13 protein-coding genes are annotated in these 14,276 nt (G+C 66.3%); 6 read left to right on the top strand and 7 right to left on the bottom strand.

Annotation, left to right across the window (positions count from 1 at the left end; genetic code table 11):
* Positions 1-58: 58 nt before the first annotated feature.
* The 4 genes from AC5Y7D_RS09380 to AC5Y7D_RS09365 form a co-directional block, all read right to left on the bottom strand.
* A complete protein-coding gene (locus tag AC5Y7D_RS09380) occupies positions 59-2,431 on the bottom strand; it encodes a cation-translocating P-type ATPase (protein ID WP_499923430.1) in 2,373 nt (790 codons plus the stop codon).
* The gene (locus AC5Y7D_RS09375; protein ID WP_499923427.1) at positions 2,428-4,011 is read right to left on the bottom strand and encodes a serine hydrolase; all 1,584 of its coding nucleotides are present in this window, start codon (positions 4,009-4,011) and stop codon (positions 2,428-2,430) included. The genes AC5Y7D_RS09380 and AC5Y7D_RS09375 overlap by 4 nt, the downstream gene beginning before the upstream one ends.
* Before the next feature lie 73 nt (positions 4,012-4,084).
* Positions 4,085-5,203 (bottom strand): MBL fold metallo-hydrolase, encoded by a 1,119-nt coding sequence (locus AC5Y7D_RS09370; RefSeq protein ID WP_499923426.1) that lies wholly within the window; start codon positions 5,201-5,203, stop codon positions 4,085-4,087.
* 6 nt (positions 5,204-5,209) lie between these two features.
* On the bottom strand, positions 5,210-5,941 hold the full coding sequence (locus AC5Y7D_RS09365; protein WP_499923424.1) for an enoyl-CoA hydratase: 732 nt from the start codon (positions 5,939-5,941) through the stop codon (positions 5,210-5,212).
* Positions 5,942-5,968: 27 nt separating this feature from the next.
* Here AC5Y7D_RS09365 and AC5Y7D_RS09360 point away from each other — a divergent pair, with 27 nt between their 5' ends.
* Positions 5,969-7,468, top strand: coding sequence for a carboxyl transferase domain-containing protein (locus tag AC5Y7D_RS09360; RefSeq protein WP_499923423.1), 1,500 nt, complete (start codon positions 5,969-5,971; stop codon positions 7,466-7,468).
* On the opposite strand, the gene AC5Y7D_RS09355 is transcribed toward AC5Y7D_RS09360, so the two are convergent.
* A complete protein-coding gene (locus AC5Y7D_RS09355; protein WP_499923421.1) occupies positions 7,453-7,998 on the bottom strand; it encodes a TetR/AcrR family transcriptional regulator in 546 nt (181 codons plus the stop codon). The two genes, AC5Y7D_RS09360 and AC5Y7D_RS09355, sit on opposite strands and share 16 nt — an antisense overlap.
* Before the next feature lie 99 nt (positions 7,999-8,097).
* Between AC5Y7D_RS09355 and AC5Y7D_RS09350 the strand changes: the two genes are divergently transcribed.
* The 5 genes from AC5Y7D_RS09350 to AC5Y7D_RS09330 all read left to right on the top strand — a co-directional run bounded on the left by AC5Y7D_RS09350 (position 8,098) and on the right by AC5Y7D_RS09330 (position 12,860).
* On the top strand, positions 8,098-9,237 hold the full coding sequence (locus tag AC5Y7D_RS09350; RefSeq protein WP_499923419.1) for an FAD-dependent oxidoreductase: 1,140 nt from the start codon (positions 8,098-8,100) through the stop codon (positions 9,235-9,237).
* A 167-nt stretch (positions 9,238-9,404) separates the two neighbouring features.
* Positions 9,405-10,022: a TetR/AcrR family transcriptional regulator gene (locus AC5Y7D_RS09345; RefSeq protein WP_499923418.1), complete on the top strand. Its 618-nt coding sequence runs from the start codon at positions 9,405-9,407 to the stop codon at positions 10,020-10,022.
* A gap of 78 nt (positions 10,023-10,100) precedes the next feature.
* Positions 10,101-10,715 (top strand): TetR/AcrR family transcriptional regulator, encoded by a 615-nt coding sequence (locus AC5Y7D_RS09340; RefSeq protein WP_499923416.1) that lies wholly within the window; start codon positions 10,101-10,103, stop codon positions 10,713-10,715.
* 68 nt (positions 10,716-10,783) lie between these two features.
* Positions 10,784-11,494, top strand: coding sequence for a two-component system response regulator PrrA (gene prrA, locus AC5Y7D_RS09335; protein WP_499923415.1), 711 nt, complete (start codon positions 10,784-10,786; stop codon positions 11,492-11,494).
* Positions 11,495-11,519: 25 nt separating this feature from the next.
* Entirely contained in the window at positions 11,520-12,860 is a 1,341-nt protein-coding gene (locus AC5Y7D_RS09330) for a HAMP domain-containing sensor histidine kinase (RefSeq protein WP_499923577.1), read from the top strand.
* A 31-nt stretch (positions 12,861-12,891) separates the two neighbouring features.
* Here AC5Y7D_RS09330 and arfC read toward each other — a convergent pair whose 3' ends face one another.
* Positions 12,892-13,581: a channel accessory protein ArfC, sunset domain variant gene (gene arfC, locus AC5Y7D_RS09325; protein ID WP_499923411.1), complete on the bottom strand. Its 690-nt coding sequence runs from the start codon at positions 13,579-13,581 to the stop codon at positions 12,892-12,894.
* The gene (gene arfB / locus AC5Y7D_RS09320; RefSeq protein ID WP_499923407.1) at positions 13,578-14,270 is read right to left on the bottom strand and encodes a channel accessory protein ArfB; all 693 of its coding nucleotides are present in this window, start codon (positions 14,268-14,270) and stop codon (positions 13,578-13,580) included. Before arfB ends, arfC begins: the two co-directional genes overlap by 4 nt.
* Between the last annotated feature and the right edge of the window lie 6 nt (positions 14,271-14,276).

Genomic DNA, 14,276 nt, shown 5'->3' with positions numbered 1-14,276 from the left:
ATGTCAAATGCGTGTACACGCCGAGAGCGGACTTTGTCTCGGATAGTCGCCGAGTTCGCTAGCACCACACCCGCGGCCGCACACCGAGAATCCGCCCCCGCACCCACCACATCGTCTCGATGGCCGCCGCGCCGACCGCACCGATCCCTATCGCGATGGATGTGATCCACAGGTTCGAAGGGTCGAGCGTGAACTGCTTCTGAGTCCAGGGCAAGCTGAAGATAACGACATATGCCAGCGCGGAGGCGATCACCAACGCCAGCCGCCACCACTGGTAAGGACGCGCCGCGACCGCAAGGACCCAGAGCGCGGTCACGAGCAAGGTAATCAGCGCCGCTGTGGACGCCTGGTCCTGCTGCACCGATGTGGCGTGACGGCCGTTATAGGCGATCAGGTAGGTCGCGAACGTCGCGATGCCGACGACCAAACCCGCCGGCAGTGCGGACGTCAGCACCCGCCGCACAAAACCCGGATAGGCGCGCTCGTTGTTTGGCGCAAACGACAGGATGAATGACGGGATGCCGATGGTGAACCAGGCCGCAATGGTCACGTGGATCGGCTGGAACGGAAAAACCAGTGGCTCGGCCCCTAGCGGCTTGGCGAGAAGGCACTCGATTCCCACCAGCAAGGCCAGCAAAGCGGAGTAGACCGTCTTGGTCAGGAAAAGACTGGCGACGCGTTCGATGTTGCCGATCACCCGCCGACCTTCGCCGACGACGTAGGGCAGCGTAGCGAACTTGTTGTCCAGCAGGACGATTTGCGCCACCGCTCGAGACGCGGGGCTGCCCGACCCCATCGCCACGCCGATGTCGGCGTCTTTGAGGGCCAAGACGTCGTTGACGCCGTCGCCGGTCATCGCCACGGTGTGGCCGTGCGACTGCAGGGCATGCACAATGGCGCGCTTCTGATCCGGGCGAACGCGACCGAAGGTGTCGCAGGCGTCCAGCACATCGGCGAGTTCCGCTTGATCGGCCGGCAACCGCCGAGCGTCCATTGCTCGGCCGTGCAAGCCGAGTTTATCGGCCACCGCTGCGACCGATACCGCGTTGTCGCCGGAGATCACTTTCACCGACACATTCTGGGCGGCAAAGTATTCCAGAGTCTCACGGGCATCGGGTCGCACTTTCTGCTCCAGTACCACCAGGGCGACCGGCTGCACGGCACCCGGAGCATCCGGATCGTCTACCGCGACATCCGCGGAACACAACAACAGCACCCGCAGCCCCCGGGCGCCGAACCGCTCGGCCTGCTCGGCAGCCGCTGACTTGGGGTCAAGCAGGACATCGGGTGCGCCGATCACCCAGTTGCCGTGGTCCCGAAACGACACCCCGCTCCACTTGGTTGCCGATTTGAAAGGTGCCGTCGCGGTGACGATCCAGTCGGGATGGTTATCACGTGTCTCGGCTATCGCCAGCATGCTGGCGTTAGGACGGGCGTCGGCCGCGGCCAGGGCGGCGAGCACGTCGCCGACCTGCTCTGCGGTAGCGCCCAGTTCCGCCACATCGGATACCCGCATCCCGCTTTCGGTCAGCGTGCCCGTCTTGTCGGCGCAAACCACGTCGACGCGAGCGAGTCCCTCGATGGCCGGCAACTCCTGCACCAGGCACTGACGCCGGCCCAGACGCACGACACCGACCGCGAACGCGATCGATGTCATCAGTACCAAACCTTCCGGCACCATCGGGACCAGTGCTCCCACCGTGGCGAGTACCGACTCCCGCCATCCCGCAGTCGTCGTGAACAACTGGGTATAGATGGTCAGCAGTCCCACCGGAATCAGCAGGTAAGTGATGAACTGCAGTATTCGGTTAATTCCGTTGCGTAGTTCGGATTTCACCAAAGTGAACTTGCTGGCCTCAGCGGCAAGTTTGGCCGCGTAGGCCGCACCACCCACCTTGGTAGCGCGATAGGCACCGGCTCCCGCGACGACGAAGCTGCCCGACATCACCTCGTTGCCGACGTCTTTGGCGATTGGATCGGCTTCGCCGGTCAGCAGCGATTCGTCGATCTCCAGGTTTTGATCTTCGACGACCTCGCCGTCGACCACGATCTGATCACCCGGGCCGAGTTCTATGATGTCGTCGAGTACCACCTCGCCCGGAGCCAAAGTGACCGTGCCGGATTGCCGGCGCACCAAAGGCTTTGCTTGACCGACTATCGCCAGCCTGTCCAGTGTTCGCTTCGCACGGATTTCCTGGACCATGCCGATGACGCTGTTCGCGACGATGAGCAGACCGAACAACCCGTTGATCAACGAGCCGGTGAGCACCACGATGGCAAACAGCACAGCGAGAATCGCGTTGATCCGGGTGAAGATGTTCGCCCGGACTATGTGGGCGATGCTGCGGGTGACGCGCTCGGGGATGTCGTTGGCTTTGCCGTCGGCAACCCGTTGTGCCACTTGCGCATCGGTCAGGCCACCGACAGTCATCGGGTGAAGGTGCCCAGATCGTTGGAATCGAAGTACTCGAGTTTCAGCGCATTGCCGGAAAAGACCGCTTTGGAAATCGATCCGGGCAGGGCATTTTCGGTAGACAAGACGAAGGTGAAGGTGTCGCCGTCCCAATGCGTCAGGTCGAATGTCTGGTTCTTCGGCCCCAGCGACAGCTGTAGCCGGCCGTCGTGGTCGGTCACGGTGGCCGGACCCCAGTAGTCGTTTGCGTAGACGCCGGCATAGTCGCTGAGCGGCCGGGCCGGCGCCGGACTGACCGGCGGCTGCTTGCCGACGAGTGTGCCGTCCGGATTGTTCATCGGCGCAAGTTGTCGGCGATACAGGTTCGCCCAGTCCTCACGTACCTGGCCGTACTGCACCAGATCCATGAATTCGGCGGTCAGCGTCTCGGGCACCCCGTAAGGCGCCGCGTTGGTCAGGGCGATGATGCCGACATCCTCGGCGGGCAGAACGGCGAAATTCGTTGCGGCACCGAGTCCGAAGGCACCCGAATGGCTGTACATGGTGCGCCCCGACGAGGTGACCGAGATGTTGAACCCGTGTCCGTAGGTACCCGCACGGGCATTCGGATTCTTGGCGGCGGTCGAGATGACCTGCGGGGTGATGGCGGGTAGCAGCGCTTCCGGCGAGGTGATCCGCCGGCCGTTGTAGATGCCGTTGGCCATCACCATGGTCAGCCAGCGAGCCATGTCGTTGACCGACGAACTCACCCCGCCCGCCGGTGTCTGGGCGTCGGCATCGCGTTGGAAACGGGCCTCCCATTTGTCGCCGACCTTGATGTGGTTGACCGCGTGGTTGGGCCTGGCCAGGAAATCGGCGAATCTCGAACTGGTGGACGTCATCCCCAGCGGGCGGTACAGCACCTCGTCGGACAACTCCTCCCAGGACTTGCCGGCGGCGGCGGCGACCGCCTCGGCGGCGGCAGTCACACCGAAGTTGGTGTAGGCGTAGCTGATTCGAAACGGGGCCAGCGGCAGGTACCGGAGCCGGTCCAGCACCTGCCGGCGGTCGTAGCCCAGATCCTCGAGCGCGTCACCGGCGTGATCGGGCAGGCCGGACCGGTGCGAGTACAGGTCGGCGACGCTGACGTTTGTGGTGACATAGGGATCGGCCAGGGTGAACCCCGGCAGCTTCGTCGTGACGGGCGTGTCCCAGGTGAGAACCCCTTCGGTCACCTCGTGGGCCACCACGGTCGCTCCCACCGGCTTGGAGATGGATGCCAGCTGAAATACGGTGTCGGCGTTGACCATGTTGTCCGGGCTGTCCGGTTTGCCGGCGTCCTTGACACCGAAACCCTTGGCATAAAGGACTTTTCCGCCATGAACTACGGCCACGGCCATGCCGGGGATGCCCGAGTTCTTCAGCAGCTCGGCAACCAGGCCGTCGACCTTTCCGACGGCCTCATCGATGCGCCCGGCGGGGATCTGCACCGCAGAGAACTCGTTGGGCGGCACCGCCGCGGGCGCCGACGAGGGATTCGATGCCGGCTGTGCGGGACCGCAACCGACCAGCGCCGCGAGCATCACCACGACTGCGGCTGCCGCCGCGCGTTTCGTCATGGCCGCACTCTAGCCCGATACGTGTCGCGCCCAGGTAAGGCGCTGGGGAGGCTTCGCGGCCGCACCGGCGAACCTACATCCGCCACCACGGGTTGAAGCGCAGCGGACTGACGGTGTCGATGCGCTGACCCGGTAGCGGCACTGCCACCGCAACGCCGTCCGGCTCGGCGGCCTTGAGCACCCGCTCCACCGGTTCCGCCCAGGGGTGCGGCGCCAGCCTGAAGGTGCCCCAGTGAATCGGAACCAGCAACCCCGAACCCGAGTCCGTGACGTCCAAATGTCCGCGCACCGCCTCCTCGGGATTCATGTGAATGTCGGGCCAGGCCGTGTTGTATGCGCCGATCGGCATCAGGGTCAGGTCGAAGGGGCCATGGTCGGAACCGATTTGAGCGAAGCTCTTGGTGTAGCCGGTGTCGCCGCCGAAGTAGGCGCGATGCCGCGGACCGATGAAGGCCCACGACGCCCACAGCGTGTTGTTGCGGCTCAAGAACCGCCCCGAGAAGTGTCGGGCCGGCATGCACACGATGGTCAGCTCGTCGACCTTCGCGCTCTGATTCCAGTCGAGTTCGACGATGCGCTCCTCGGGTATCCCCCACGACCGCAGATGCGCACCCACGCCCAGCGGCACGAAGAACGGCGACCGCTGCATGCGGGCCAACGCCCGCACGGTGTCGATGTCGAGATGGTCGTAGTGGTCGTGGCTGATCACCACCGCATCCACCGCCGGCAACCCTTCCAGCAGCACCGGCGGCGGATGCAACCGCTGCGGGCCCACCAGGTCCGACGGCGAACACCGGTCACTCCACACCGGATCGGTCAGCACGCGGTACCCGTCAACCTCAACCAACGCCGTCGAGTGACCGAACCAGCTCACCGCCAGTTCCGCCGGCTCACCCTGGTAGATCGATGGCGAGGCCAACGGAATCGGGCCCGCGGGCAGGCTGGCGCCGCGGTTGCCGATCAACTCCCACGCGATCTGCCGGATCTCCTCGCGGTTCATCACATACAGCGATGACGGGTCGAGGTTGAGGAACACTCCATCGCGATAGTTCGGTGAACCTGCTGAGACGGCCGCGATGGCCGCCGGGTCGGCGCCCAGCGCCGCCGGCGCGCCGTGCAGCGCCCGCAACAGCCAGCCGCCCGCCGCCAGCGAGGCGGTACCTCCGGCCAACCGCAGCGCCCGGCGCATCATGATGGTTCACGCCCCCTGAAAGTTCGGCGGCCGCTTCTCGATGCGGGCTACCTGCGCCTCGATCACGTCCTGGCTGCCCCATGCCTTGTCGAACAGGTCCTTGTGTTCGGGCCACGGCTCTTCGATCGAGCCGTCATCGTTGAGTACCCGCTTGGCATGCTGGATAGCCAGCGGCGCCAGACCGGAAATCTCCTGCGCCCAAGTCTGCGCATCGGCGAGCGAGCCGATCCGGTTGGCCATCCCGGTCTGCAGCGCCACCTCGGCCGTCAGCTTCTCAGCGGTCAACAGCATCGCCCGGGCCCTGCCGTGCCCGACCAGCGACGAAAGGCGCCGGATGCTCCAGTTATCGAGAGCCAGGCCGTATTTGGACGTCGGGAATTGAAAGAAGGCGTCCGGGGCGACGACCCGCAGATCGCATTGCATGGCCAACTGCAATCCGGCTCCGATGGCGGGACCGTTTACGGCGCCGATGACCGGAACCGGCACCGCGTCCATGACCCGGTGCAGCTCAACCAGCCGGTCGGGATAGTCGGCGGCGAAAGCGTCGCCGGACAGGTCCGCGCCGGCGCAGAACGCGGTGCCCTGCCCGGTCAGTACGACGGCCCGGATCTGTCCGTCACCGGTCTTGAGCAGAGCTTCCCGCAACTCCTCCACGAGCTGGGAGTTCAACGCATTACGTCGCTCGGGCCGCTGCAGCTCGATCGTCATGACAGCTTCGGTCTGGGTGATACCGATCATGGCGCCAGGATATATAGCCTCGTCGGTGTGAGCGGTGTCACGACCGACCAACTGCGCGAAGCAGTGCTCGACGAGGGCTCCTTCCTCAGTTGGGATACCGAGCCACTTCCAGTGCCGCTCTCGGACGGCTACGCCAGCGAACTGGCCGAGGCCCGCGCCGCCAGCGGCCGCGACGAGTCGGTATCGACGGGGGAAGGCCAGGTGTTCGGGCGCCGGGTTGCGGTGGTCGTCTGCGACTTCAGCTTTCTCGCCGGCTCGATCGGCGTGGCCGCAGCCGAACGGATCACCGCCGCCGTGCAGCGCGCCACGGCCGAGCGGCTGCCGCTGCTGGCGTCGCCGAGCTCCGGCGGCACCCGGATGCAGGAGGGAACCGTCGCGTTTCTGCAGATGGTGAAGATTGCCGCCGCCGTAAAGCTGCACCGCCAGGCACATCTGCCCTATCTGGTCTACCTGCGCAATCCGACCACCGGCGGAGTATTCGCGTCGTGGGGTTCGCTGGGTCACGTCACAGTCGCCGAGCCCGGCGCCCTGATCGGGTTTCTCGGCCCCCGGGTGTACCAGCTGCTCTACGGCTGGCCCTTCCCGGCCGGCGTCCAGACCGCGGAGAACCTGCAGCGGTACGGGGTGATCGACGGCGTCGTCGGGCTGAACGAACTGAGAGCGACGTTGAACCGGGCACTGACAGTCATCGCCGACGCTGCCGAACCACCACCGGCACGGCCGCGTCCGGAGCCGGTGCCCGACGTGCCCGCCTGGGATTCGGTGCTCGCGTCCAGGCGCCCAGACCGACCCGATGTGCGCGCCCTGCTGCGCCATGGCGCCACCGAACGGGTGCTGCTGTCGGGCACCGGCCGGGGTGAGGCGGCCACCACGCTGCTGGCACTGGCCCGCTTCGGCGGACAGCCCGTCGTGGTACTCGGTCAGCAGCGGATCAAAGACGGCGGGGGCAACATCGTCGGCCCAGGTTCACTGCGCGAAGCCCGTCGTGGCATGGCGCTGGCCGCGGAACTGCGTCTGCCCCTGGTGCTGGTGATCGATACGGCCGGCCCGGCCTTGTCGGCTGACGCTGAGCAGGGTGGGCTGGCCGGTCAGATCGCGCAGTGCCTGGCCGAACTCGTCACGCTGGATACGCCGACGGTGTCGGTGCTGCTGGGCCAGGGCAGCGGGGGGCCGGCGCTGGCGATGGTGCCCGCCGACCGGGTGCTGGCGGCGTTGCACGGCTGGTTGGCGCCCCTGCCGCCGGAGGGGGCCAGCGCGATCGTCTTCCGCGACATCGCTCATGCGCCTGAACTTGCTGCGGCGCAAGGCATTCGGTCGGCCGATCTGTTGGCATCGGGAATCGTGGACGCGATCGTGCCCGAAAATCCCGACGCGGCCGACGAACCGGTCGAGTTTTGCCGGCGCCTGTCGGCGGCCATCGCCGCCGAAGTTCACCTACTGCGTGCGACACCGGGGCCGCAGCGCCTGGCCGCCCGCCTACAGCGCTACCGCAGTATCGGCTTACCCGAGGCTCAGCCGTCCAGGTAGCGCTGAATCGTCGGACCCAGCCACTCGACCACCTCGTCCTGGCTCAGATCGACAACGGGCGGAAGCCGTAACACGTAGCGGCACAACGCCAAACCCAAAATCTGGGTGGCAACGAGCCCCGCTCGCTCGGGGGCCTGTTCCGCCGGCAACCGGGACGCCAACAACGGCTGCAACTGACTGCCGAAAATGTCGCGCATCCGTTGCGCCGCTTCGGTGTTGGTGGCGCTGCAGCGCAACAGGATCACCAGGGAGTCGTCACCACCCTCCCAGCGCCGCAGGAAATGGCCGACCAGCAGCCAGCCGAGCCGGTCCAGGTCAACCGCCGCGAAATCAGGGAACTCCAGATCGAATTCGGCTGCAGCGGCGAACAGCTGATCTTTGGTCCCGAAGTACCGCATCACCATCGCGGGATCCACGCCGGCATCGGCGGCGATCGCCCGGATCGTGGCGGCCTGAAATCCCGCCGACCCGAATCGCTCGCGCGCCTTCGCCAGAATCAGGGCCTTGGTCTCGGCCGATGAGCGCCTCATGTCAACGATTGTAGGCCAACACGTGTTGACATAACGACCCGATCAGGCGCATGATGGGCATGTCAACAACTGTTGACTTAGCTGGGTATAGGAGACGTCATGAACGACACCAAAGTCCTGATTATCGGCGCCGGCCCCACCGGGCTCACCCTGGCCGCATCCCTACTTACCCGCGGCGTCGAAGCGGTGGTGGTCGATCGATTGCCATCCGGCGCCAACACCTCACGCGCGGCCGTGGTCAATGCCCGCACCCTGGAACTGCTCGAAGATCTCGATGTGTCCCGGCGCTTGGTCAAGGCCGGGCTGGCCGCGCCCCGGTTCACCATGCGCCAGGGCTCGCGGGTGCTGATCCCGGTCGACTTCAGCAAACTCCCTACAAGCTATCCCTACAGTCTGATGATCTCCCAGGCCGAGACCGAGCAGGCACTGGAGGATCGGTTGAACGAACTGGGGGGCAACGTAATTCGCCCCAAGACGCTGAGCCGCCTGAGCCAGGACGGCACCGGGGTCACGGCGACATTCGAGGACGGCGAGAGCATCCGCGCGGACTACGTGGTCGGCGCCGACGGCATGCACAGCACGGTTCGCCGACAAGCCGGAATCGGCTTCACCGGTTCAGAGTTCCCGGAGTCCTTCACCCTGGCCGACGTCAGGGTCACCGGCGAAGCGCCGGCCGACGAGGTGATCCTGTTCTACGGCAACGAGGGCCTGACCGTGCTTGCGCCCCTGCCCGACGACGTTCATCGCATCGTGGCGCCGGCGGCCCAGGCCCCGGGAGTACCCACGGCGGAATTCATACAGAGTTTGCTGGATTCCCGCGGCTTCGGCCCGGGACACACTCTGGTCACCGAGCTGGTCTGGGGGTCGCGCTTCCGGATCCACCATCGCGTTGCCGACAGCTACCGGGCCGGGCGGCTGATCCTGGCCGGCGATGCGGCGCACGTGCACAGCCCCGCCGGGGGGCAGGGCATGAATCTGGGCATCAACGATGCCGTCGCACTCTCCCACGCGCTCACCGAGGTGATGGGCGGCGGATCTGATACCGCACTCGATGCCTACGGGGTGGCACAGCGCGGACGGGCACTGCAGGTGCTCAAGCTAACCGGACGGCTGACCAAGGTATCGACGTTGCCGCGTCCGTTGCGGCCGGTCCGCAATTCGGCGATGCGACTGGCCGCGCACTTTCCGTCGGCCCGCCGGGGATTGGCGTGGCGGTTGAGCGGCCTGGTCAATCGCTGAATTATGCAGATTTCGGCGCCGGGTCGGCGCCGAACACCCCTCACGTCCGGCACCGGCCTGCGGCCGCCTCGTCCCTGCACCCGAAATACAGAAGAGCATCTGCTGCGTATATGTATTATATGCTAACTTGTATCGGATGCCTGCGCAAATTCGTAGACGGAGGACCAATGACGTCGCCGAGCACCCGGCGGGTAACCAAACGCCGTGCTGAAACCCGGGGACGGCTGGTCGACGCGGCGATCGACGTCTTCGCGGACAAGGGTTACGGGCAGGTGACCATCAAAGATGTCTGCACCGCCGCCGGCTACACGCGTGGCGCGTTCTACTCGCAGTTCGACAGCCTCGAGGAACTGTTGTTCCTCATCTACCACCAGTGGGCGGCCCAGAACGCCGAGCACGTGCGACGCGCCGTGGAGGCCGGCGACCCGGCCGGCGATCTGCCCAGCATCGTCGCGCGCATCGTGGACACCCTGCTTGTGGACCGCAACTGGCTATTGATCAAGGTCGACTTGTTGGCGGTGGCCGCCCGCAACGCGGAGTTGGCCCACCGTTGGTCGGTACATCGGGCCAGGCTACGACAGACCATCGAGGATTTACTCTCCGCGAGGGGGATTGGGCTGCGCGACTCGATCGGCGGCGTGAGCGACGCCGCCCACGCCATCATTTCGCTCTATGACGGCTTCACCACGCAACTGCTGCTAGAAAGTGACGAGGGTGCGGCCCGGGCCCGGCTCATTCAGCTGCTCACCGCGGTGCTGACACCCGGACAGACCAGGAGGCCGTGACACCTTCTCCACCATGTGGCACCTCACGTATCCGATGTGGCAATGTATCGGCTACACAGGGAATCGGAGGCCACCCACATGTCAACCGAAACCACCGCCACCAAGCCGCCGCGGGTCACCAAACGCCGCGCCGAAACCCGCGCCCGGCTCATGGAGGCGGCCTTCCGGGTCTTCGCCGAGAAGGGCTACGGCCACGTGACCATCGAAGACGTGTGTGAAGCCGCCGGGTACACCCGCGGTGCGTTCTACTCGCAGTTCGACAGCCTCGAGGAGCTGTTCTTCCTGCTCTACGACCAGTGGGCGGCCCGCACCGCCGAGCAGGTCCGCACCGCGATGGAAGGTGCCGACCCGGTCACCGACCTACCCGGAGTCGTCGATCGCATCGTCGACACGCTGCTTCTCGACCGCGACTGGCTTCTGATCAAGTTCGACTTCCTGCTGTACTCCGCCCGCAATCCCGAGCTGGCCCACCGCTGGGAAGTCCACCGCGCACAACTGCGCAAAGACATCGAGGAACGGCTGTCGGCCAGCGGCATCGGTTTCCACAAGGCCATCGACTCCGTGACCGACACCGCCCGCGCCATCATCGCCGCCTACGACGGGGTCAGTGTTCAGCTGCTGCTCGACAGCGACCAGACCGCCGCGCGCGCGTGGCTCACCCAATTGATGAACGTGGTGCTGACGCGCGATTGAGCCCGCGAACTCTGATCCCCGCGAGTGGGGGGTGCGCCTCCCAGCGCGGTAGCGGTCGATCAGGCAAGATGGGCGGCATGGACACTGGTGTGAACTCACCTCGGGTCTTGGTGGTCGACGACGACTCCGACGTACTCGCCTCCCTGGAGCGCGGCCTGCGTCTGTCTGGATTCGAGGTGTCCACCGCGGTGGACGGCGCAGAGGCCCTGCGCAGCGCCACCGAGACCCGGCCGGACGCGATCGTGCTCGACATCAACATGCCCGTACTGGATGGGGTCAGCGTGGTCACCGCCTTGCGAGCGATGGACAACGACGTGCCGGTGTGTGTGCTCAGCGCTCGCAGCTCCGTCGACGACCGCGTGGCCGGACTCGAGGCCGGCGCCGACGACTATCTGGTCAAGCCGTTCGTGCTGGCCGAACTGGTGGCGCGGGTACGGGCACTGCTGCGCCGACGCGGCGCCACCGCCACTTCGTCGTCGGAAACCATCACGGTGGGCCCCTTGGAAGTGGACATCCCGGGCCGCCGCGCCCGGGTCAACGGCGTCGACGTGGATCTGACCAAGCGGGAGTTCGACCTGCTCGCCGTGCTGGCCGAGCACAAGACGGCGGTGTTGTCCCGCGCGCAGCTGCTCGAACTGGTGTGGGGTTACGACTTCGCCGCCGACACCAATGTCGTCGACGTCTTCATCGGATACCTGCGGCGCAAGCTCGAAGCCAACGGCGGCCCGCGGCTGCTGCACACCGTCCGAGGGGTCGGTTTCGTGCTCAGGATGCAATGACTCCGGCAGGTGCCCGATGGCGGCAGTGAACATCCTGTCGCGGATCTTTGCCCGCACGCCGTCACTTCGGACCCGGGTGGTGGTCGCTACGGTCATCGGCGCCGCGATTCCGGTGCTGATCGTCGGCGCGGTGGTGTGGGTCGGCATCACCAAGGACCGCAAGGAACGGCTGGATCGCCGCCTGGACGAGGCCGCCGGCTTCGCGATCCCCTTCGTGCCTCGCGGGCTGGATGAGATCCCGCGATCCCCAAACGACCAGGACGCACTGATCACGGTTCGCCGCGGCACCGTGATCAAGTCGAACACCGATATCAACCTGCCGAAATTGCAGGCCGACTACGCCGACACCTTCATCCACGGGGTGCGCTACCGGGTGCGAACGGTCGAGATTCCGGGCCCGGAACCGACGTCCGTCGCAGTCGCGGCAACCTATGACGCCACCTACGCCGAGACCAACAACCTGCATCGTCGGGTGCTGTTGATCTGCACGTTGGCGATCGGTGCTGCGGCGGTGTTCGCCTGGCTGCTGGCCGCATTCGCGGTACGACCGTTCAAGCAGCTGGCCGAGCAGACCCGCTCGATCGATGCCGGTGACGAGGACCCGCGGGTCGAAGTGCACGGCGCCAGCGAAGCCGTCGAGATTGCCGAAGCCATGCGGGGCATGCTGCAGCGCATTTGGAACGAGCAGAACCGCACCCAGGAGGCGCTGGCCTCGGCCCGCGACTTCGCGGCGGTCTCTTCCCACGAGTTGCGCACCCCGCTGACGGCGATGCGGACCAACCTCGAGGTGCTCGCCACCCTGGATCTGCCCGACGACCAACGCAAAGAAGTGCTCAGCGATGTGATCCGCACCCAGTCGCGGATCGAGGCCACCCTGAGTGCCCTCGAGCGACTGGCTCAGGGCGAGCTGTCGACCTCCGATGACCATGTTCCCGTCGACATCACCGATCTGCTCGACCGCGCCGCGCACGACGCCACCCGCGTCTACCCCGATCTCGACGTGTCCCTGGTGCCCTCGCCGACCTGCATCATCGTCGGGATGCCGGCCGGGTTGCGGCTCGCCGTCGACAACGCCATCGCGAACGCCGTAAAGCATGGCGGCGCAACGCACGTTCAACTGTCTGCGGTCAGCTCACGGGCCGGGGTTGAGATCGCCATCGACGACGACGGCGCCGGGGTGCCGGAGGAAGAGCGTCAGGTGGTGTTCGAACGTTTCTCCCGGGGTTCTACCGCTTCGCATTCCGGCTCGGGACTCGGGCTGGCGTTGGTGGCCCAGCAGGCTCATCTGCACGGCGGGACCGCATCGCTGGAAAGCAGCCCGCTGGGTGGCGCACGCCTGGTGTTGCGGCTTCCCGGGCCGAGTTAACTGCTCGCCCGATGCTTGTGCCACAACGCGATCAGCCGTTCCTGGCACTCTTGCGCCATGGCGTGAAAAACGCCCGGACGGCGAATTCCTCGTCCTCAAACCAGACCTGGGCCTCGGTCTCCGCATAACACGCGTCGCCTGGGGTATAGAAAAGCCGGGAATCCATGCGCCCCTTCACCACCCAGCCGTCCGGTCCACTCCCATCGGCGTTGGCGCGCATCGAACCGGGACCGTACGGCGGGTAGGGGATCAGCGGTATCACCGTCGTCGGCGCGTCGCTGCTCACCGGGATCTTCTCCGTCGCAGCGTCTTTCGCGACCGGCCGACGCCTGGTTGCCTGACCCTTCGGCCGCGCCTTAGCCTTGGCCGCGGCGGCCTTCTTCGCCGGCCTCTTACCGGGGATCGGAATCGTCTCCGTCGCATGGTCTTTGGCGACGTGGATCCGATTGGTCGCGGCATCGCCGGAGCCGGGCCTCCGCTTCTTGGGCGGCGCTTTGGTGGCCTTCTTGGCCGGCCCCGGTTTGGCGACGGGCATTTTCTTCGTCGGCGCCTCGGCGGCCGGGATCTTCATCGCCGGCTCCGGATTGGTGCGCGGTCTGGGTTCAGCGAGGACCCAGGCCGGCATTCGGGTCTTGGCGGGTCGAGCCAGCATGGTGAACGTCAGCACCAAGCCGAGAGCAAACGAGACGCCCGCCAGCCACCAGTGCACGTGGTCGGTCATCGCTTCACTCCGATGCCGGGCCACTGGGACGGAGGCCCGGGCCACTGCGGTTGCGACAATGCGGTTTCGGACTCAGCCTCAGTCGTTTCAGCGTCATCGCCGGGCGGCCCGGAATCTTCCGGCTCCCGCTCGGCGGGCTCGCGCTCGGGCTCGGTTGCAGCTGACGTGGGCTGCGGTGCGGGCCATTGCGGTTGCGACATCTCGGTCGCGGACTCGATGACGGGCGACTCGGCCCCCTCGGCAGGCGGATCAGCAGCTTCTGGTTCGTCGGCAAGCTCAACAGGTTCCGGCTCGGGCTGCTCAGGCTCGGGTTCAGGCTCAGGCTCAGGCTCCACGGGCTGGGGCTCGGGTTCAGGCTCGGGCTCGGACTGCACGGGCTGAAGCTCCGGCTCCGGCTCGGGCTCGGCACTCTGGGCGACCGGCTCGGTAGCCTCCGGCCACAACAGCTGTTCGAACGTTTCCGGCTCTTCCTCGGCCGATGTGCGCGACGCCACCGGCGACCCGGGCTCGGACACATCCGGCACCGGATGGGGATCAACCGGCTCGGGCTCCGCGGGCTGCGGCTCCGTCGCCCCAGACTCGCTCTCGGGCCGTTGCGGCTTGATCAGCAGGGCGGCAATCCCGTAGGCAACGGCCGACCCGGCCACGAAAGCAGCCAGGTAGACCAACCACTGGATCAGAAAACCCATGCTTGA

Source organism: Mycobacterium sp. NGS49 (assembly GCF_059812565.1).
This window is presented reverse-complemented; position numbering and strand designations above follow the sequence as displayed.